This window comes from Paenibacillus sp. J22R3, from assembly GCF_056269305.1.
The window spans coordinates 701,811-722,454 of sequence record NZ_JBWDNS010000002.1; the positions used below are offsets into that span (position 1 = coordinate 701,811).

21 protein-coding genes are annotated in these 20,644 nt (G+C 47.1%); 11 read left to right on the top strand and 10 right to left on the bottom strand.

Going from position 1 to position 20,644, the window contains the following annotated elements; all coding sequences use genetic code 11:
- Positions 1-58: 58 nt before the first annotated feature.
- The 4 genes from AC0YN4_RS11280 to AC0YN4_RS11295 all read left to right on the top strand — a co-directional run bounded on the left by AC0YN4_RS11280 (position 59) and on the right by AC0YN4_RS11295 (position 2,999).
- Entirely contained in the window at positions 59-1,084 is a 1,026-nt protein-coding gene (locus tag AC0YN4_RS11280) for an aldo/keto reductase (RefSeq protein WP_475781565.1), read from the top strand.
- 31 nt (positions 1,085-1,115) lie between these two features.
- A complete protein-coding gene (locus tag AC0YN4_RS11285) occupies positions 1,116-1,307 on the top strand; it encodes a YezD family protein (RefSeq protein WP_475781566.1) in 192 nt (63 codons plus the stop codon).
- Between the two features lie 337 nt (positions 1,308-1,644).
- Positions 1,645-2,025, top strand: a complete 381-nt coding sequence (locus tag AC0YN4_RS11290) for a MerR family transcriptional regulator (protein WP_475781567.1) — start codon at positions 1,645-1,647, stop codon at positions 2,023-2,025.
- A 2-nt stretch (positions 2,026-2,027) separates the two neighbouring features.
- A complete protein-coding gene (locus AC0YN4_RS11295; RefSeq protein WP_475781568.1) occupies positions 2,028-2,999 on the top strand; it encodes an oxidoreductase in 972 nt (323 codons plus the stop codon).
- Positions 3,000-3,121: 122 nt separating this feature from the next.
- Here the strand turns inward: AC0YN4_RS11295 and AC0YN4_RS11300 are convergent, their stop codons facing one another.
- On the bottom strand, positions 3,122-3,976 hold the full coding sequence (locus AC0YN4_RS11300) for a manganese catalase family protein (protein WP_475781569.1): 855 nt from the start codon (positions 3,974-3,976) through the stop codon (positions 3,122-3,124).
- Positions 3,977-4,336: 360 nt separating this feature from the next.
- On the opposite strand from AC0YN4_RS11300, the gene AC0YN4_RS11305 reads away from it, so the two are divergent.
- Positions 4,337-4,975 carry an FMN-dependent NADH-azoreductase gene (locus AC0YN4_RS11305; RefSeq protein ID WP_475781570.1) on the top strand — a complete coding sequence of 213 codons (639 nt, stop codon included), beginning with the start codon at positions 4,337-4,339 and terminating at the stop codon, positions 4,973-4,975.
- A gap of 88 nt (positions 4,976-5,063) precedes the next feature.
- Positions 5,064-5,687 (top strand): NAD(P)H-dependent oxidoreductase, encoded by a 624-nt coding sequence (locus tag AC0YN4_RS11310; protein ID WP_475781880.1) that lies wholly within the window; start codon positions 5,064-5,066, stop codon positions 5,685-5,687.
- Positions 5,688-6,140: 453 nt separating this feature from the next.
- Here AC0YN4_RS11310 and AC0YN4_RS11315 read toward each other — a convergent pair whose 3' ends face one another.
- Positions 6,141-7,001, bottom strand: a complete 861-nt coding sequence (locus AC0YN4_RS11315; protein WP_475781571.1) for an NADPH-dependent F420 reductase — start codon at positions 6,999-7,001, stop codon at positions 6,141-6,143.
- 173 nt (positions 7,002-7,174) lie between these two features.
- Between AC0YN4_RS11315 and AC0YN4_RS11320 the strand changes: the two genes are divergently transcribed.
- Positions 7,175-7,783 carry a TetR/AcrR family transcriptional regulator gene (locus tag AC0YN4_RS11320; protein ID WP_475781572.1) on the top strand — a complete coding sequence of 203 codons (609 nt, stop codon included), beginning with the start codon at positions 7,175-7,177 and terminating at the stop codon, positions 7,781-7,783.
- Between the two features lie 75 nt (positions 7,784-7,858).
- Here AC0YN4_RS11320 and cyoD read toward each other — a convergent pair whose 3' ends face one another.
- The 5 genes from cyoD to AC0YN4_RS11345 form a co-directional block, all read right to left on the bottom strand.
- Positions 7,859-8,197, bottom strand: a complete 339-nt coding sequence (gene cyoD, locus AC0YN4_RS11325; RefSeq protein WP_475781573.1) for a cytochrome o ubiquinol oxidase subunit IV — start codon at positions 8,195-8,197, stop codon at positions 7,859-7,861.
- Between the two features lies 1 nt (position 8,198).
- A complete protein-coding gene (gene cyoC, locus AC0YN4_RS11330; protein WP_475781574.1) occupies positions 8,199-8,801 on the bottom strand; it encodes a cytochrome o ubiquinol oxidase subunit III in 603 nt (200 codons plus the stop codon).
- Positions 8,801-10,768 (bottom strand): cbb3-type cytochrome c oxidase subunit I, encoded by a 1,968-nt coding sequence (locus AC0YN4_RS11335; RefSeq protein ID WP_475835831.1) that lies wholly within the window; start codon positions 10,766-10,768, stop codon positions 8,801-8,803. Before AC0YN4_RS11335 ends, cyoC begins: the two co-directional genes overlap by 1 nt.
- A 17-nt stretch (positions 10,769-10,785) precedes the next feature.
- Entirely contained in the window at positions 10,786-11,829 is a 1,044-nt protein-coding gene (gene cyoA / locus AC0YN4_RS11340) for a ubiquinol oxidase subunit II (RefSeq protein WP_475781576.1), read from the bottom strand.
- A 156-nt stretch (positions 11,830-11,985) separates the two neighbouring features.
- Positions 11,986-12,234: a hypothetical protein gene (locus AC0YN4_RS11345; protein ID WP_475781577.1), complete on the bottom strand. Its 249-nt coding sequence runs from the start codon at positions 12,232-12,234 to the stop codon at positions 11,986-11,988.
- 221 nt (positions 12,235-12,455) lie between these two features.
- On the opposite strand from AC0YN4_RS11345, the gene AC0YN4_RS11350 reads away from it, so the two are divergent.
- The 3 genes from AC0YN4_RS11350 to AC0YN4_RS11360 are packed head-to-tail and all read left to right on the top strand — an operon-like array spanning position 12,456 to position 16,115.
- Entirely contained in the window at positions 12,456-13,022 is a 567-nt protein-coding gene (locus AC0YN4_RS11350; protein WP_475781578.1) for a TetR/AcrR family transcriptional regulator, read from the top strand.
- Positions 13,023-13,064: 42 nt separating this feature from the next.
- The gene (locus AC0YN4_RS11355) at positions 13,065-14,420 is read left to right on the top strand and encodes a glycoside hydrolase family 30 protein (RefSeq protein WP_475835832.1); all 1,356 of its coding nucleotides are present in this window, start codon (positions 13,065-13,067) and stop codon (positions 14,418-14,420) included.
- 6 nt (positions 14,421-14,426) lie between these two features.
- Complete coding sequence (locus AC0YN4_RS11360; protein WP_475781580.1) at positions 14,427-16,115, top strand: right-handed parallel beta-helix repeat-containing protein; 1,689 nt, start codon at positions 14,427-14,429, stop codon at positions 16,113-16,115.
- Between the two features lie 53 nt (positions 16,116-16,168).
- Here AC0YN4_RS11360 and AC0YN4_RS11365 read toward each other — a convergent pair whose 3' ends face one another.
- Genes AC0YN4_RS11365 through AC0YN4_RS11375 form a run of 3 tightly spaced genes read right to left on the bottom strand, consistent with a single transcriptional unit; the run spans position 16,169 to position 19,836 of the window.
- Positions 16,169-17,281 carry a GerAB/ArcD/ProY family transporter gene (locus AC0YN4_RS11365; protein WP_475781581.1) on the bottom strand — a complete coding sequence of 371 codons (1,113 nt, stop codon included), beginning with the start codon at positions 17,279-17,281 and terminating at the stop codon, positions 16,169-16,171.
- Positions 17,281-18,336: a Ger(x)C family spore germination protein gene (locus AC0YN4_RS11370; protein ID WP_475835833.1), complete on the bottom strand. Its 1,056-nt coding sequence runs from the start codon at positions 18,334-18,336 to the stop codon at positions 17,281-17,283. Before AC0YN4_RS11370 ends, AC0YN4_RS11365 begins: the two co-directional genes overlap by 1 nt.
- 27 nt (positions 18,337-18,363) lie before the next feature.
- Positions 18,364-19,836, bottom strand: coding sequence for a spore germination protein (locus AC0YN4_RS11375; protein ID WP_475781583.1), 1,473 nt, complete (start codon positions 19,834-19,836; stop codon positions 18,364-18,366).
- 165 nt (positions 19,837-20,001) lie between these two features.
- Here AC0YN4_RS11375 and AC0YN4_RS11380 point away from each other — a divergent pair, with 165 nt between their 5' ends.
- Positions 20,002-20,634 carry a succinate dehydrogenase cytochrome b558 subunit gene (locus AC0YN4_RS11380; RefSeq protein ID WP_475781584.1) on the top strand — a complete coding sequence of 211 codons (633 nt, stop codon included), beginning with the start codon at positions 20,002-20,004 and terminating at the stop codon, positions 20,632-20,634.
- The last annotated feature ends 10 nt before the right edge of the window (positions 20,635-20,644 follow it).

A 20,644-nucleotide genomic window follows, 5' to 3' on the forward strand; every position in this document is an offset into this window, starting at 1 on the left:
GGTCGATGCAGCTGCCATTATTGTTTTTCCAAAACCTAATTTTAAGGAGCGTGCAGGTATGAGCATTTCATTGAAGAAGTTCGGAAGAACGGGTTTGAAAGTATCGGAGGTTGCGCTCGGTACGATGGCTTTCGGGCGTTGGATCGACGAGTCGAAGTCGGCGGAAGTACTGGACACGGCGCTGGATGCCGGAATCAACTTTATCGATACGGCCGATGTCTACGGTAAGGGCACCGATCTGAGCAACCCGCAAGAGAGTGGTCAATCGGAAGCGATTCTCGGCAATTTGCTAGGCTCCCGCCGAAACCGCATTATTCTGGCGACCAAGGTACATGGCCGCGTCGGCAGCGAGCCGAACGACCAAGGGCAAAGCAGGTATCATATCATTCGTGCGGTTGAAAACAGCCTCCGCCGTCTGAAAACCGATTATATCGATCTCTATCAAGTACACCGCTTCGACCAGGAAACGCCGCTTGAGGAGTCGCTGCGGGCGCTTGATGACCTTGTCCGTCAAGGTAAGGTTCGTTACATCGGGGCCTCCAACTATGCAGCTTGGCAGTTGGCGAAAGCACATGGCATATCGGCACAGCTGGGCTTGCACCGCTATGAGAGCATTCAGCCGGAGTACAGCCTTATTGCGCGGGGGATCGAGCAGGAATTGCTGCCGTTCGCAGCCTCCGAACAGGTAGGGGTAGTCGTATATAGTCCGCTGGGCCGCGGGTTGTTGACCGGCAAATACGAGTTCAATCAAGCGCCGCCGGCAGGATCGCGCGGGGCTGCGGGTGAAGCGAGAATTAAGCCGCTGCTCGAAAACGAACGAAACTTCCATATCGTTGAAGCTTTGAAGCCGATTGCGGCTAGGAAAGGCTGGACGCTGGCACAGCTTGCGCTGACTTGGGTCGTCAGCCAGCCGCATGTCACGTCCGCTATTCTCGGCGCATCCAATCCGCAAAATATTACCGAGTCGATTGCAAAAGTAGCGGAGAAGCTGTCTGCCGATGAGCTTGCGGAAATTGACGCAATTACACAGGGAGATTTCAACGTTTATCATGCGCTCCGTGAAACGGCTTCAGCCAAAGCTTAACAGCAGTATTGATTGATAAGGAGGGATTGCGATGACTAAACTGGTAGCGGACGAGATCTGGCTAAACCGGATTCTGGAGCAGGTAAACGGATTGGAATACGGTTCGGTTCAAATCACTGTGCATAACGGATCGATTGTCCAGATTGAACGGACTGACCGTCAACGGTTCGAGAACAGTTCCTCCGGCAGTAAGAAGCAAGCTTCAACTAACCGGGCATTATAAACAGCGTTCGATTCTATAAGAAAATAAAGTAGGCCGCATACAAGCTGACCAAGAGATGATGAATCATCTCTTGGTTTTTTTACTTAAACTGGACATTGTGAGGCTGCTTTTTTGATTGCATTAATCAAATGACATAAATTTTCGCGGAAGTTCCGCTTATCTTTTATTTGAGTAAAGAGCAGAATAGCTCGACTTCAGTCGGTTAAACTATCCAGTAATAATAAGCTTGTCCTCAGTTAAAGAGGTAAATTTGTTGACATGGAGTAAACTCCATATTTTAAGATACGGATGCGGTTGAAAACGAGACAGCTTAACGGGGTTAGAGAGGAGGCAATAGATGGAGCCTACATTTTCAATCGCAGAGATTTCGGATAAATCAGGACTCAGTTACGATACGATACGGTATTATGTAAAGATTGGCCTCCTGCCGCCGACGAAGCGTAAGGAAAACGGGCAGAGGGAATATGGCACGGTCCATCTCGAACGTCTGGTCTTTATTTCGCATCTCAAACGAACCGGCATGCCGCTAAGAGAAATTAAACATTACATGTCCTTGGCAACCGCTAAAAATTATGAGAACTGTTATGACTTACTTTATAAGCATAAACACGAAATTGAATCGAAAATGATGGAAATAAAGGCAACGTTGGAATTAGTGAATTATAAGTTGGATCATTTTAAGGACCTAATGAAGAAAGCAAGACTAGGAGGAGAATGAACATGAAAGAAGATAACAACTATCAAGTAACACCTCAAAAACCAATCCATTCGGGCTTTGGTTCGCAAACAACCGCACGGGAAGTAGTTAAAGGCTGTGATTTGAATGGAAAAATCGCCATCGTAACCGGCGGGTACTCAGGCGTCGGACTTGAAACAACCCGCGCCTTAGCCGAGGCTGGAGCAACAGTCATTGTACCTGCACGTACACCAGAGAAAGCTCTCACTTCGGTTGCAGGTATCCAAAGAGTAGAGTTAGAAGAATTAGATTTGATCGATCCTGCTTCAATCGAGGCATTTGCGCAGAAGTTTCTGGACTCTGGACGACCGCTGGACATCCTGATCAATAATGCGGGTATCATGGCTCCTCCCCTAGTACGGGACGCACGCGGTTACGAGTCTCAATTTGCAACCAATCATTTGGGTCACTTTCAGTTAACGTTACTGTTATGGCCCGCCTTGAAAAAGGCAATAGACGCGCGGGTAGTTTCTGTTTCTTCAACAGGTATCCGCTTTGGTGGTGTTGATTTTGAGGATCCGAATTTTGAACAGAAGGAATACGATAAATGGAAGGCTTATGGCCAGTCCAAATCTGCTAACGCGCTTTTTGCCGTTGCACTGGACAAGCGTGGTCAATCGCACGGGATCCGAGCGTTTTCAGTACATCCAGGAAGAATTATGACCGATTTAGTGCGTTTTATGTCGGAAGAGGAAAAGGCAGCGGCAACTGGAGAACTAAAGACAACTGAGCAAGGTGCTGCCACTAGCGTGTGGTGCGCGACCAGTCCACAACTTGAGGGCAAAGGAGGCGTTTACTGCTTAGATGTTGATATTGCCGAAGTCATTACGGCAGAAGCTCCACAAGGACTGAGTCAAAAGCTAACAGGCGTATTTCCTTGGGCGATTGATCCTGAATATGCGGAGCGACTTTGGCAAATCAGTGAGAAATTGACCCGCATAAAATTCACAGATTGAGATGTTTTAACCGTAGAAGCTCATTCGTAATTGAATGAGCTTTGTTTGTTTGAAGTACGTAGTGCCCAATTTGTACTTATTGCTAAAGGTTTCCATTATCTTGGCGAAATAAAGGATAGAAGTTATCTCAACATGTCAGCTATACCGGGACTGTGTTCATTCGGCATATCCGGAAGCTGAGGAACAGGGAAGCCTTGTGGAGGTGGAGTGACCGATAGAGCACCGCTATTCCGGCTTGGGCTGACGCCTTGGAAGATTTCAGCGATTCTTGTCTCGTCCAACCTGAAATTAAATTGAACGTTGTGATAACCCAAGTCGACATACTTTCTGCACTCGGGGTATTTGTTAATATCATAATTCGGAACGGGAAATGTTTTTCCCCAGTCGACCCCTAGCGTTTCAAGCGCTTTGGCAAAAGCATTCTGATGTGCGTTGTCCCGAACGATGAGAAATGCTAGCGTTTCGCGAAACGTTTTGTTCGAGCTCATTTCGTAAATCCTTGATTTTTGCAGGACGCCGGTAGACTCTAGGACAACATTATTCAATAAATCAGCGATCAAATTCCCATGACTGTAAACCCAAGAACCATTCCATGGATTGCCTCCCGCATCGACGGGCAAGGAGCTTTTCGCTCCCATGATGTAATGATGGGGGTTCGCATGTTTGACTGCTTCGTCAATTGGAGCAGCGTCTAGTCCCGAATTGCCCGGGGAGGTTAAGCCTGAATCGTTTAGGAGTTGATTAATCGTATTTTGTACAAGTTCCACATGAGCAATCTCTTCCAGGAACACACCGCGAATAAGATCGCGAAATTGTTTATCCTTGCCTCTGAAATTAGAGCTTTGGAAAGAATATTGCATCATGGTTCGCATTTCACCGAATTGTCCTCCCAGTGCCTCTTGAAGTACCTTCGCAGCTGCGGGATCCGGCTTATCGGGTTGAATGATGTTAATCAGCTCTTCTTTGTAATAGTACACAGCTATTTCACTCCTTTGAGTTGTCTTGATTTCGTAGACAGCATTAGAATCCCTAGTGAAGGAATTATTATGCAGGAGAATTTCCATATGACAAGGTAAATGCTTGTCTGACTACCTTACAGTTGAACAAGTGAAACGGATGGCGTGCAGCTAATCCGTTTTTTGCGTTGCAAATGAATGAGATCATATCGTAATTGCGAGGATATGCGGTGTGCGTTATGGAATAAAATATCATTGACGTTTATCAATTATATATAGTAACATACAAAAAGTAAGAAACTTAATAAAGAGCCTTATGCACTTTGTTAATTAACCTAAACGGATAATTCCGAATAAAAAAACGAAAGAAGGATTAATATTATGTCCACTGTTCTGTATATCACCGCTCATCCGAATGAAACCGAAGCTTCTTATAGCATGGCGGTTGGTAAACAATTTCTCGAGGCTTATAAAGCTGCAAATCCGAACGACGAAATCGTGCATCTCGATCTGTTCAAGATGGATATCCCGCGCATCGATGCTGATGTATTTAGCGCCTGGGAGAAATTAGGGTCCGGAACGGCATTTGATCAATTAACAAGTGAGGAACAAGCGAAAGTCGCTCGACTCGGCCAGCTGGTGGATCAATTCGTAGAAGCAGATAAATATGTCATTGTTAACCCGACGTGGAACTTCTCCTACCCTCCGGTCCTGAAAGCATACATTGACTCGATTTGCGTTGCAGGAAAAACATTTAAATATACGGATAAAGGTCCTGTCGGACTTCTGGACAACAAAAAAGCCCTCCACATTCAAGCAAGTGGAAGCGTATTGTCCCCAGGCTCCGATTATGCTGATTTTGAAATCGGCCATCGTCATTTGGACGTGATTATGAAATTCATCGGTGTTCCGAGCTTTGAGGCTATCTTCGTAGAAGGTATGGCGGCAGCGTCAGACCAAGCACGCCAAATTAAAGAAAATGCCATTCAACAAGCTTGGAAAATTGCAAAAACATTCTAAGTATTGAAGGAGTCCTTATAACGTGATCCAGCTTCTCAAAAAAATATTCAGCTCCAATAACGGAAACGGCAATGGCCGTAAAGAGAAAGTGTTGTTTATCACGGCTCATCCCAAAAATCAAGAGTCTTCCTATAGTATGTCGGTCGGCGCTGCTTTTATAGAGACTTACCAGAAGGAAAATCCTAACGATGATGTTATTCACCTTGATCTTTATCAATCGAACATACCGGAGATCGATGCCGATGTCATGAACGGTTGGAAGAAAGCGGGGGAAGGCAAGCCGTTATCCACTGCAGAACAATCCAAAATCGATCGTTTGAACGAGCTCGTCGATCAATTTGTGGAAGCAGATAAATATATTTTTGTGAATCCGATATGGAATTTTTCATTTCCGCCAGTGTTGAAGGCTTATATCGATTCCATCTGCGTAGCCGGGAAAACATTTCAGTATGTGGAAGGTAAAGGTCCGGTTGGCTTATTAAGCAGCAAAAAAGCCGTTCATATCCAAGCAAGCGGAAGCGTATTGTCGCCTGGATCGGATTTTGCCGCATTCGAGATGGGGCATCGCCACTTGAACGTGATTATGAAATTTCTAGGCGTTGCGACCTTGGAAGGAATCTTTGTCGAGGGCACGGCCTCAGCCTCCGACCAAACGAAGATGATTATAGACAAGTCGATCCGAAAAGCACGTGAAGTAGCAAAGACGTTCTAACTGGAATTGAATAGATTAAGCTTAAAAAGCTGGCTTCGGTATTATGTATGATACCGGAGTCAGCTCTTTTTTTGCAGTGGAACACCACGCTAACGAACCGTGGAGGTCTTATTTTGGCGAAATACGCGCTTTAAATATTCTAACGAATCACAGAGGCCTTATTTCCCTGAAATAGGCAGAAACGCACGAGTTATTGAGCGAATAAGACCTGTAGGGTTCGTTAGATTTTCAAATCGATTTTTTTTGATCAAATAAGACCTGTACGGTTCGTTAGAAATTGGGGGGCCGAAGGAGAAGGTGCGAACTCTGTGGAAGTTGCAGGCCGTAAGGTGAAGATGCGAGCACGCTAATAAAAGTACCCATGCACGTGACACTTTGTTAAAGTGCCAGTGCATGGGTACCTGTTACTGGTTGCGACTTTGTTCTGCAGAAGTCGTACCCTATGTCATTACTTTAGGATAGCCGTTTGTGCTCGAATACGAATCCAAAGACAGCCTCGGGTGATTGGCCCGTCATAAATTGTGCCACAAGACGCTTCGTTGCCGCAGCTTCCGTCCACTGGTTCGATTCCATCAGAACCTGAATGGCTTTGCCGAAGGTTTGAAAGAACGTGGTTTGCATCTCCCGCGCCGTAACCAGTTCTTCTTCGCTCGAGCGGACACCCGACGATTCCGGTTTCCGGACATGGGTTGCTTGAGACAAGGCTTTACGCAAGTCTTCTACGCCAAGATCGGTGCAATAGGCAGGGGATCCGGGCTGTTGACGCCAGGATTCATCCAGTCCGCCTGCATCGACCGGATCAAATCCAGCCTCGGTCACCAATTGGGATACGATGGCCTTAGCTGCAGGGTCGTCGCCGGATACGGGCAAAGCCAGGCGGCCGGGAAGTCCCGACTGAATTTCTTCTGTGAAGTTATACCAATTTGTTGCACTGAACGTTTTGATAACCGGGTGTTTGATTTGTTGCTCGACCCAACGACTTTCGGGCAAACCATTCTCAATGCCTTCAATAGCTCCGTCGCGGTGTAAAGGATAATAATTGCTGGTATCAATGACAATCGCTTCTGGTGCGATACTATCGAGGAATTCCGATGGTAAATTGAGAATTCCCTTTGTAGGAATGGAGAGAATAATAACGTCGGCACCTTTCGCGACTTCCTGAACCGTTGCCGGAGTTGCTCCCGTCTCGTTAGCTAAGTCGTGCAAAGCTTTGGAGTTACTCGAATTGGCGATCGAAACGGTATGACCTTTCCCTGTGAAAATCCGGGCAAGGCTGCCTCCGATATTACCTGTACCTACAATAGAAATTTTCATTATGAACGACCTTCTTTCTTATGATTTGTTTCGGTCGATATAAAAGTGACCGTAGTCAATATGACTGTAGTCAGTATACTGCAGTCACTTTTGTTTTGTCAATTCCCCCCCGAGCAAGCTTTGACTAACCAAAAACCTATACGTTATAGTTGTAATTGTGGAGGGGTTACGGGATGAAGGAAAAAGAAACGAGTCGCTACCTGAAGGGGAAAGCCACGAAGAAAAAGATTTTCACCGTAGCGAAGGAACTCATTCTGAGCAAGGGATATAACAACGTTACGGTTGATGAAATTTGCGAGAAATGCAGCCTTTCTAAAGGGGCATTTTACATTCACTACAAGTCCAAAGAGGACATCGTCAGAAAGTTATTCCGAGATGATATGTCCGAGTACATGGAAGAGAATTTCGGGAAGTATATCCAGGACAATGAACATGCTTCTCCGGTAGATAAGCTTAAAACGTTTATGATGGTTGCACTGGGCTTTCCATTAATCGTCGGAGAAGAACTTACTAAACTTACGTTTGTAGTTCTCCTTTCGCAAAAATCAACAGAACCTTCGTTTTTCTCAGACTGCATTAAGCAGGAACTATTATATAAAGCAATTGAAGAGGGAATATCACAGTCCATATTCCGAAAGGAGTTATCAGTAGAAGAGATCGTGAATTATTTGTTCTCTTTCCTGACGGGAGCTCTCGTCACTTGGTGCCTTTCGGATTCCTCGTATGACCTTGGGCGAGCGAGCGAGAAATTCGTGGATTCGTTAATAGTAGGTCTCCAATAATGGCGCGATAATGGATTGAAGCCAGAAGAGCCGATGACGGCCCCAACAATGGGGGAGGCATCGGCTCTTCCGCGTCTAATACATTTTGTTATGATCCATAATCCAAATGGAGCCGTAGACGACGACCACGACGATGATTAAGCCGAGAATGAGCGTAATGAGGTTATAACGCGGGCCATCTTCTTCTCGCAAGTGCATGAAGAATAGAAGCTGCACCGCAAATTGCAGAACCGCCGTGGCCAGCAAGACTACGATCGTTGTCGTTTTCCCGAACCAGCCGTTCATGACAGCGAGGATCGGGATAATCGTCAGGATGATGGAGAGCCCGAAGCCGACAACGTACTCCTTGAGCGAGCCGTGGTGCGTGGCATGGTGTCCGTGATCGCCGTGCCCGGCAGCATGGTTATGTGCCATCTCACATCACTCCCATCAAATAAACGAATGTGAATACGAAGATCCATACGGCATCCAGAAAGTGCCAATACAAGCTGGTGATATGTACTTTTCGCTGCGTCACCGGTGTAATGCCGTGCCGGGTCAGCTGGATGATCAACGCGGTGATCCAGCAGATGCCGAGCGAGACGTGCAGCCCGTGCGTACCTACAAGCGTGAAGAAGCCTGACAGAAAAGCGCTGGAATGAATCGTATGGCCCTCGTGTATGAGCTTCAGAAACTCAGACACTTCCATGCCAATAAAGCAGGCACCGAGCAGGATCGTCACAACAAGCCAGCCTATCAGTCCTTTCCGGCTTCCCGCATTCAATGCGAGCACAGCCAGACCGCTCGTGAAGCTGCTGGTCAGAAGGATGAACGTTTCGACGATGACGCCGGGCATTTCGAAGATTTCTTTGGCCCCCGGCCCGCCTGCAGTACTCTCATGAAGCACGAGATAGGTGGCAAACAGAGTCGCGAACAAGATACAGTCGGTAATCAAGAAGATCCAGAAGCCGAATTTACGGAGCTCCTCCAGATCGTGATGGCCATCATGGCCGCCCTCATGCGCATGAGCGTGCGCCATCAGATACTCCCCCTTGCATTTGCTTCCGTGCGTTTGATTTCATCGACCGGGATATAGTAATCGGTATCGTAGTTGAACGAATGAGCGAGCATCGTCAGCGCAATGCCGATGAAACCGGGAATCGCAATCCAGAGCCAGTGAAAAACAAGACCAAAGCCGACTGTAAACCAGCAGATAGATTGGATAAAAGGGATCGGCGAGTTTTTCGGCATATGAATAGGCTCGAGCGCCAGTTTGTTCTTAGGCATTTTCCCTGCGGCGATGCGTTCTTTCTCTTCCCACCAATCATCTCGGTCCGTTACGAGAGGCGTCGTCGCAAAGTTATAGAGCGGCGCGGGCGAGGGAATGGACCATTCCAGCGTACGGGCTCCCCACGGATCGCCGGTCGTATCCTTCTCCATAAACTTGATGCTGTGTGCGATCTGCCATACCTGGAATAGGAAGCCGAGGCCCATCAGGAAACCGCCTATGGTCGATGTGAAATTGAGTGCCCACCAGCCCGTATCCCAGTCGTACGAATTGATACGGCGTGTCATGCCGTCTAGTCCCACTATATATTGAGGCATAAAACAGACATAGAAACCGATGTTCCATATCCAGAACGCCCACTTGCCGATAGGTTCATTCAGCTTGAAGCCGAACATCTTCGGCCACCAGTAATACAAACCCGCAAAGTAACCGAAAGCTACTCCGCCGATGAGGACTTGATGGAAGTGAGCGATGAGGAAATAGCTGTTGTGAAACTGGAAATCCGCAGGGGCTACCGAGAGCATCACGCCGGTCATGCCGCCAACGACGAAACAGGGAATGAACCCGATCGTCCAAAGCATTGGCGTTGCGAACGAGATCCGACCCCGGTACATGGTGAACAGCCAATTAAATATTTTAACACCTGTAGGAATCGCAATAATCATCGTGGATATGGCGAAGAAAATGTTGACGTTAGCACCCGAGCCCATTGTAAAGAAGTGATGGAGCCAAGTGAAATAGGCCATCAGACTAATGCTCATCATCGCAAACACCATGGACCCGTAGCCAAACAAACGCTTCTTCGAGAAGGCCGCCACCACTTCTGAGAAAATACCGAAGGCGGGCAGAACGACAATATAGACCTCCGGATGGCCCCACATCCAAATCAGGTTGACGTACATCATGGCGTTACCGCCGCCATCCATCGTGAAGAAGTGTGCGCCCAAGAAGCGGTCCAGGAACAGCAGCGCTAACGTTACCGTTAGCACAGGGAACGCAACAATAATCGCAATGCAGCTTGAGAGTACCGACCAAGTAAAGATCGGCACCCTCGACCATGTCATCCCAGGCGCACGCATTTTGACAATGGTGACAATGAAATTAATTCCTGTCATCAGAGATCCGATCCCGGATATTTGAATACCCCAGATGTAGAAGTCTTCGCCTACTCCGGGGCTGCCCGTCATTTCCGAAAGCGGCGGATACGACAGCCAGCCGGCATTCGGGGAACCGCCGATAACGAATGACATATTGAACAGCATCGCGCCGAAGAAGAATAACCAGAAGCTAAGCGAGTTCAGGAACGGGAATGCGACGTCACGCGCGCCAAGCTGCAGCGGTACGGCAATGTTGAATAAGCCGAACATGAGCGGCATCGCCATGAACAGAATCATAATGACGCCATGAGTGGTGAACACCTCGTTATAGTGCTCCGGCGATAAAAATTTCATTTCGGGAAAAGCGAGCTGCGTCCGCATCATCAGCGCATCGACGCCGCCGCGGAACAGCATCAGCAGCGCAGCAATGATGTACATAATCCCGACGCGCTTATGATCGACAGTCGTCAGCCATTCCCGCCACAGCCAACCCCATTTGCCAAAATAGCTAAGCACGAAGATAATAGCTACCGTCGTCAGCGATATCGCCACATCCGCCCCATAAATCAACGGGTCGCCTGTGACAAAGAACCACGAGACGAAATCTTTAATTTGGTCCATCACGGAAGCCTCTCCTCTCATTTGCCATGATACATGTGCATGTTGTCCAATTTATGATAGGAGTGTCCGGAGCCGAGGCTTTCTAAGTCGTCCGGTGTATCCTTTTGCGCATTATTTCCGGGCGGCAACTGACCGCCTTCCGAATGTTCAATTGCCTTTTCTCCGCTGAGTGTTTGCGCCTTCTGCGTATAACCCGGAGGTGCGCCGCGGCTCATGGAGTAGACATGGACGATTCGCTCGAACAAGCCGGGCGGGATGGAAGCGAACGTCACCTTGTCTGAAGTCCCCGGTTTGGCAAGAGCTTGATAGCCCTCTTCGGACAGGGCGTTCCCGCCGGCTTTGGTGTCTGCCACCCATTGATCGAAATCCGCCTGCGGAACGGCTTTGGTCGTAAAGCCCATTTTGGCGAATTCGCGGCCTGTAAAATTAGATCCGGTACCCATATAATTACCGGGCTCATCAGCTTGAAGATACATCGTCGTCGCCATGCCAGACATGGTGTAAATCATCCCCCCGAGCTGCGGCACCCAGAACCCGTTCATCGGGCCGTCTGAGGTAAGCTCGAACTTAATGGGAGTCTCTTCGGGAATGACCAGATGGTTGACGGTGGCGATACCTTGATCCGGATACTGGAACAGCCATTTCCAGTCCAGCGACGTTGCCTGGATCGTAATTGCCTTCTTGTCGGACGTGATCGGTTTAGCCGGATCCAGCATGTATGTGTATCGTACAGTCACAATGGCTAAGATCAGAATGACAAGGATGGGAATGCTCCACCAGGTAATCTCGAGTTTGGTGCTGTGTGACCATACAGGCTGATAGGGCGCGTTGTTACCTTTCTTGTCGCGGAAGCGCCATACGATCCAGGCTGTAATGATTAACACCGGAACCAATAGGATGAGGCAAAGCAGCATCGTGAAATAGATTAGATCGCGCTGATGCATGCCGATAGGTCCTTTCGGATCGAAGACAATCATGGACTTGCAGCCCGATGCAAACAAGGCGGTGCTTGCCAAGACGCCGCTTGTGGTCAACAGCCGAATGAGCTTTGACATATTCAACAGTTCCTCATCTCCTAAACATCACCTTGGATTAACTTAATTTTCCCCGGAATGCCGATCAATATTACAGCCGCGGTTGTTGCAAGGCCAATCTACAGAAGAAGGGCTGTTCCTCATATAAGGAAACAGCCCAGAAGTAAATCAATATGAAGATACTTATTCGGATTCCGCCTTGCGTTTCTGCACAAGGCTTATCGCCGTACCAATCGTATAGATGAACACGCTGCCGACCAAACAGCCGATCCCGGTCATTAATGAGCTGTTATTGTCGCTGAAATCCTCATAGTTGCTGAGACACAACACCACACCAATAATAAACGCTACCCATGCGGTAATTTTCATGGTTAGAAACAAAGCATTTCCTTCACGTTCCGTTTGTTCTTTCGGTACAGATTTCGTCGTCAATGTACGTTCACTTCCTCAGAAAGGATCTAGTTTATACGTTTCCTCTATAGTATGGACACCTATTCGGTTTTTAGTTCTATATATGATTTAAGCGTCGGTGAAAGATGTCTTGTATAGTCTTTAAAGGTATGATATTTTGTATATAAAACTCAGAAAACCAATACAGTTTTATTGGTTTTACAAACGCTTTCACAAGTGAAGCAGTAAGGAAGTGTAACAGGATGGAATTAAAATCTCGGGTCATGAAAGCAGCTATAGAGGCATTCGACGAGAAAGGAATTCGGTTTACCATGGATGACCTTTCTGCCAAGCTGGGTATCTCCAAACGAACATTATATGAGCAAATAGGCAATAAGGAAGATGTTATTCGCCTGTTTATTCAAGAAGCTTTTGCAAGTATTAAGGAGCAGGAGCAGCGGATATTATCGGATGCCTCCTTGGATGTAATCGAGAAGCTGAAGCGTGTTATTCCTATTATGCCTGCATTCTCAGATGTACTCGATTATAGGCGTGCCTACGAAATCGAGAAGACATACCCGGAGCTGTTCGCGGAGATCGAAGGCCATCTGCAGGCGGATTGGGATCAGACAATTGCTTTAATTGAGGAAGGGATACGGCAGAAGCGGATTAAGCCGATTCATCCCTTGATTCTGAAGGAAATGATCGTGGGGACAATGGATCGCATGTTGAAGGATCGGTTCTTGCTGGATTTGAATTTGACCTACGACGCAGCGTTGAAAGAAATGATCGAGATTCTGTTAACCGGTATTCTGCATGAGGCACCGTGATGAGAACGCACAGCACATACTAATGAGAGATAAGGTGAGCGTATGGGAGAATATCGGATTGAAATCAAACAGGCAGACAAGAAACAACGCATGGAGGGTTTCGGTGCTTCGGGCGCATGGTGGGCACAGCACACGGGCAGCTGGCAGGAGTCGGAATTAGCTCGATTACTGGAATTGTTTTATGATTCCAACAAAGGTATCGGTATGACGATCTATCGTCACAATATCGGAGCCGGTGATGGCGAGGAAATTGAGGATGTGTGGCGGCGCGCGGAAAGTGTTGAAGTGGCCGAAGGACAATATGACTGGAGCAGGGATGCGCAAGCTCTGGCGGTAATGAAGATGGCTATAGAGAAGGGTGCTAAGCAAATCGTGGCGTTTGCTAACAGTCCAACGCCTAGAATGACGATAAGCGGGATGACCTCCGGACATCAAGAAGGAAAGTCGAATATTCGTGAAGGCATGGAAGAGCAGTTCGCTCAGTACCTCGTTGATGTCGTCAAGCATCTGATTGAAGTCGAAGGTTTGCCTGTGGAATGGATTTCCCCGATTAATGAGCCGATGTGGTTATGGAATGCAGAGAACGGACAAGAAGGCTGTCATTACACGCCTGAGGAATGTTTGCTCGTCTATCGAGCTTTAGACCGTATAATGCAAGAACAAGGGCTGCCTGTCCGCATATCCGCGATCGAAGCGGGAGAATGGACAAGCGCAAGGATGTACTATTACAAGTTGGCTGAGGATAAGGAACTCATGAGTCGTATCGGCAATATCGCCGTACATTCTTATGTACCTCATGTTTCTAATCCCGTGTACAAAGAAGAGTTCACCGAGCTTATTCGCCGGGAGCAGCCGAATCTCAGCATTTGGATGTCGGAGTGGACCGAAATGGAGGGCGGAGCGGACTATGGCATGGAAACCGCACTGAATCTAGCGAATCTCGTCCATGAGGATATCACCATTGGCGGCGTGACTTCGTGGCAGTATTGGATCGCCGTGTCCAAATACGACTTCCGCGACGGACTGGTTTATGTCGATGAGGCAGAGGGGCGGATTAAGGAAACGAAACGGCTATGGGCATTCGGAAATTACAGTAAATTCATTCGACCCGGCGATGTAAGAAACGAGGCGCACTGCGATCATTCGGAGCTGAAGGTCGCAGCGTTTACCGACAACGGTGGAGAGAGCGTAACGCTTGTGGTCGTCAACAACAGCAAAGAGAATGTTACCTCCGGCATTGATATCGGTACGGATGGAGAGGGAACGATTACCGAAATTTACGAAACATCGGCAGATTCTGATTTGGAGCGCGTATTCACAGGTGCAACTCCGCGTACGTGGACGTTTAAGGGTGAAAGCGTGACTACGCTCGTGGTGAAGGGCAAGGAGAAGAGGTGATAATTAATGGAGAACATCGTGCACACGATGAATGTTGGAATAAAGCCTGATCTCGGAGTAGATGCCGTGCCGTACTTCCGACAGGCAATAGAGAAGTTGAAGGAGTACGATAGTCCGGTAACCCTGTCGATCGCGAAGGGCAGATACGATTTCTATCCCGAGCTTGCAGCGAAGGTACCCTATTATATTACCAACACAGCGAGCGAATCCGAGAATCCGGATGTGAGCAAGACCATCGGGCTGTTGTTGAAAGGAATGAAGGGCATTACGCTCGATGGCAACGGTTCGCTCTTTGTATTCCATGGGAAAATGACGCCTCTGGTCATCGATGGCTGCGAGAACATTCAGATTCGAAATCTATCGATCGATTTCGAGCGTGCGACCATGTCGGAGATGGTAGTCGAGTCTGTAGGCCGTCGTCATCTGGATGTTCGCGTCAAGCCCGACTCTTGGTATGAGCTTGATCATCAAGGAGAGCTGTTCTGGATCGGAGAAGGCTGGCGATACCAAGGAGGACCGGCAGCCCAATATGATCCTGCCAACAATACGATCAGGCGTATCCCGCAGCATCCCATCATGGACGCGGTGAAGTTAGAAGAATTAGAGCCGAAACGCTTACGGTTGCATTATGACGAGGACATGCCGGATACGAAAGTCGGTAACGTATTTCAGCTGCGCGATGGCATCCGCGATCAAGTGGGTTCTTTCGTGGTACGCAGCCGGAACGTAACATGGTCAAAGGTCGGCATGCATTACATGCATGGGCTTGGCATTGTGTGTCAGTTCAGCGAGAATGTTTCATTCGAAGAGATGAGCATGAAGCCTCGCGCCGAATCCGGCCGGACATGCGCAGGATTTGCTGATTTGATTCATGTCTCGGGATGCTGTGGACTCATCCGCGTCGAGAACAGTGATTTTGAAGGGGCGCATGATGACGCCATTAACGTGCATGGCACCCATCTGAGAATCGTGGATCGTCCGTCCCGGAACCAAGTTGTCGTTCGATATATGCATGGGCAAACCTACGGCTTCGAGCCTTTCTTCGCAGGTGATGAGGTAGAGTTTATTCAAGCGCGAACGTTAATACCTTATTCCAGCCTTATTGTAGAAGCAGTTAGTAGAATTCATGCCAGAGATTGGCTGCTCACCTTCGACAAGCAGGTGCCGGATGCGATCGAGGAACGCGATGTAGTGGAGAATGTCACATGGACACCGCAGGTTACCATCCGCAACAATCGGTTTGCTTGTATTCCGACGCGCGGCATATTGGTCACGACAAGGCGAAAGGTTGTAATCGAGAACAATCGATTTGAACGGACAGGCATGAGCGCCATTCTAATCGCCGATGACGCCGAAAGCTGGTTCGAGTCCGGCATGGTTCGAGATGTAACGATTAGGATGAACCGGTTCTTAGCGTGCGGCAATGAGGATCACCCTGTCATACTAGTCGCTCCTGAGAATCGAGAGGTTAGAGTCGAACAGCCGGTACATCAACAAGTCCGGATTGAAGACAACCGTTTCGAAATGATCGCCGGTGATATTTTGCATGCTAAGAGCACTTCGGGCTTGCATGTTCTGAATAATGAGCTTGTCGTACCCGCATCCGGTAAGGTGCTAAACCGAACGGAAGAGGCTGTTCGGCTGCTGGCCTGCAGTAATGTGGTGTTTAGAGGTAACCGGATACATATCGACTAATGGCATCGTAACGAAAGAGGCCACTTTAAACCATGGAGTTGATCCATGGTTTTTTACTTTTCCCCTAGTGTCGGCCCGCCGCCAGCCGAATTCGACTTTATTACCACGCAAGAGATAATGAAAAGGATCGGGATATAGGCGAAATTGAAATAAAAGCCTATATCGTTTATAAACGTTCCAAATGCAATGATCTTCGTTCGTTCGTTAAACATAAGCGAGGCGATGAAAAGGGCCGCCAATAGAATCGGTAATGACAGTCCGGGTTTAAACGAGGCAACCCTCTTCATAATTCTCGTACAGCACCAAATGGGGATGCAAACCGTTGAAATGATGATCATTAGCCAAATAAAAATCAGAACAAACTCAAACCTTGCAAAGAAGGACAGCTCCGTAATTTTCGTCATGGCTAAAGTAGGCCACAGCGAATGTTCCAGCAGCCCCAGACTAAAATACATGATGGTTACCATCATGATTGCCATATATTTGAGCGTTGAGAATAACACGGCAAAATGCGCCCATTTCACGTTTTTTTCAGGTGATTTTAAGAAAGGAAAGTAAATAAGCAAAGCTTCAAGTCCGAAGAAAATGAAACCCGTAGCTCTGGAACCTCGAAGCAAATCAAGAAAAGAGTGATTGAGCAGGGGCAATAAATGATGGAAATTGCCTTGTCGAATCGGGAAGTACAGCCAAAAGAGCAGCGGGAGCAGTGCCAAGTAAAAGAAGTTAAAGCCGGCAACAACCCTGAACCCGCCGGATACGATATAGTAAATGATGCAACTGAAGAGCGCTGCCAGAGCCCATGTTCGGATATTCGGAAACACCCACACTTGAATGATTTCGATGTAAGCCCGCAGAAAATAAAGAGACATAATGAAGTAGTATCCGACTAACAGCAGAGAAAAGGCATTGCCTATGATCCTGCCGAAGATCCTTCTATGCAAGTCAATAACGTCTTTCGCCGGATTACCGAGCATCTTAAACACCATCCAGACGATCAGATGCAAGCTCAAACCCATCAGCATAATCGAAATCCAAGCATCCTGTCCGGCATGAACGGCAATCAGACATTGAAAATTAAAGATGTTAGCGGCAGCTTGGGAAGTGCTGATTAAGAAAAATACAAAATATCCGGAAATCGTGTAGTTTTCCTTTACGAGCTTCTGCACTATTGCCCAACCCCTGAGTATGTAATAATAATCTTCGCTTTCACTTCGAAAACTTGATTCGGGTAGATTTCTTCATAAAAATGAGGCTCGTTAAACGTTCTATGCTGCCATCTATAGGATTCTCCGAAGCCGACAGGATCGACCTTGTTCTTCTGTAAACGAGTTAGCAGCGCTGTGATTCCCGAAGATAGTTTCGTCTCGATTTGTTCTTTTACTTTCTGCATATCGGCTTCTTTCTGAACGTTAATTTCCTTCGGAATCTCTCTAAGCGCGATGGATAATCGAAGGGATATCTTCGTTTTTCCGTCCTGCGCAACGGCAATTTTTCTCTTTCCGCGCAGGATGATCAAGGAGTACATCTCTTTTGGACCTTGCTTGAAATCATATTCGCCTGTCAAGGCTTTGTCTGTAAGCAGCTTTACATATAATCCTTCTTCGGCTGTTAACCATAGCTTGAGCTCGTCTCCTTTAAAGACGCAGATACCATCCATATATAATAAGCCCTTATCTCTATTGATAACGGGTAAATAAAGATCCTGCCCTTCTCCATAATATTGATTTAAGAAGGAATGATAATTGGCCTTCGGCGTGTTCCCATGTTTCATGTTATTTTCGATTAACTCCGACAAGTAATAAGGCGGCTTTTTAGAAGTAGCGGAGATGATCGAGCTTGCATTTTGTTTGGTTATGACAATCGTAGCATTGCTGCTTTTGATTGATTCTCGATTAATGATCTCGGCAAACTCATCAATGGCTTCTCGTGCGAATGGTTCGCTGAGGACCAATGTACGCATTTGACCGATTTCGATAGGCTGCGAAGACTTTGCCGTTAGGGCTGTGAATAACCCGTACGTGACGTTAGACTCCGCGGTTATCGGGGAGGCTTGTTCCCGAGCGCCTTTTATATAGGAAGGAAAAGAAGCACTTACTTTAATGGTCTCCCCTTCCTTGTCTATCCCAATGCTTTGGATAATATTAATGCGGTCGACGATCCGCTCTTGCGCGCAACCGCATAATAAGCAGCAGCAGATAAGAGCTGGGATAAGCCCCTTCATACTTTCATCCTCCTATCCGCAAAACATTTATTCGTGATTGTAGTCGTCGCCAAGATCTTTATTTTTGGGTACCGAAAATCGTTTGGGCGAACCCGGACGCGTCGTGGGAAATCGATGGGAAAGATGCGTAAAGGAAGAACGGATAATACTGTCGCTGAAACTATTGGGGCGAAAAGGGAAGAGGGGCGCAATATACGGCGAACCCAATGATTTCAAACGTAATAAATGGCACAATAATATCATGATCCCAATCATGATGCCTAAACCGCCCCACAAAGATGCCAGCACGATCAATGGAAAACGCAAAAAGCGTATCGTGTTTGAGATTTTGAAGATAGGCGTCGTAAAGGAAGCCAATGCCGAGAGAGAAACGATAATGAGTAGAATATTACTCGTTAAGCCGGCTTGCACCGCTGCCTGCCCAAGTATGATTCCGCCTACAATACCTAACGTTTGGCTGACTTTTGTAGGAAGCCTGGATCCGGCCTCGCGCAGCAGCTCGATGGTGACCTCCAAGAACAGAACTTCCAGCAAAGGGGGGAAGGGAACGTTTTTTCTGGATTCGATAATCGGACCTATTAGATCCCTTGGAATGACCGTGTAATGAAACGTAAGAATCGCAACATAGAAGGAAGTCGCCAGAATGGAAAACGCAACCCCGAAATAACGAATGAGACGAAAAAACGAGCCCATAATCCAAGGCAAATAGTAATCCTCGGGTGAAATGAAGAAGCTGAATAAGCTGACCGGGGCCGCGATTATGATAGGAGAACCGTCACATAAAATGACTAATTCCCCATTTATCAACGAATACATGGTTCTGTCCAGCCGTTCAGTTGACAAAAATAACGGAAAAGGTGAATTCGAGTTGTCCGTAATCAACTGTTCCAGAAGAGAGGTTTCAAACAATACGTCAAAATCCAGATCCATGAGTCTCTGCCTTGCCGTGTTAACGTACTCAGGATTCGTAATGCCCTCCAAATGAGCGATAACGACTCTTGTTTTGGAAAGTGAGCCAATGATGAGTTCTTCAAATTGAAGCTTCTCGGATGAAAGTCCTCTTCGAAGCAGAGACAAGTTGATATCTATGCATTCGACAAAACCGACCTTCGGGCCGATAACGCTGTATTCATTTTCGGTATCATTATGACCACGATGGCCCAGTTTCAAGTCTGCGGTATCTAAGATAAGCCCTTCATTTATATCGAGATCCAACTGAATAAAGATTGAACCGTGAGACAAGCTTTTAATAATATCATCGAGGCTTGATGAGACCTTGATTCCTTCGATGGGAATCGAGGTTTTTAATTCTTGCAAATTTGTTATCGGATCATCGGGTAATTGCAAAAAAGAGAGGACATCGTGGTGGAGTTGTTCATGGCTGATGAGCGTTGCATAGTAAGAAAAATGGATAGGAGTATTTTGAATCAGCTGGGTTGTTTGCATAAAGTCTGCCGAATTTGTGATCTCCTTTAATGCCTTATGTAGATTGGAGGACATCCCATTCACCGCCTGTCTAAGAAAAATAAGTCATCTTATTATGGTGATTCGATGCTTAGGTTATCCCCAATTTAGAACAAAGAACAATCAGGCCATGTAGCTGCCGATTGCTCTTTTGTCACAGATGAGAACCCTGAATCGTTTCATTTATAGGGAGGCGAAATAATGAAAAGAAATTCCTATTACTGGCGTAAATTGCATTCACTGCTTGGCGTAATTCCTCTCGGAGGGTTTATTCTTGTGCATGTATCAATCAACTTTCAAGCGTTTGAGCGCGGACCGGAAGGCTTCGCTACCTACGTGCATTTTATTAACAGTTTGCCGCTTAAGCCATTGCTCGAGATTGTTGGGATCTACCTGCCGATCTTGTTTCACGCTATTTATGGACTGTACATGGCCTTTCAGTCCAATCTGAACTCCGGACAATACAAATACGAGCGTAACTGGGCGTTCACTTTGCAGCGCATTACGGGGGTCCTTACGTTTATCTTCGTTTTCTGGCATTTCTTCAATACGCGTCTTCAAATTTACTTGGGTCATATAACGCATGAGGAACTCGGTTCGACCATGCATCACATTGCCGTGAATCCGGCGTATTTCATTCTATACGTCATTGGCGTATTGTCGGCCGTGTTCCATTTCAGCAATGGTCTCTGGGCATTCCTGATTAGCTGGGGCGTTACGGTTTCACCACGTTCACAGAAAATTTCTTCTACGATTTGCTTAGGTGTGTTTGTGCTTATTTCCTTGCTGTTCATTCTTTCGCTCGTTGCGTTTACCGGCGATGAATTCTTGTAGAAGGGACTTC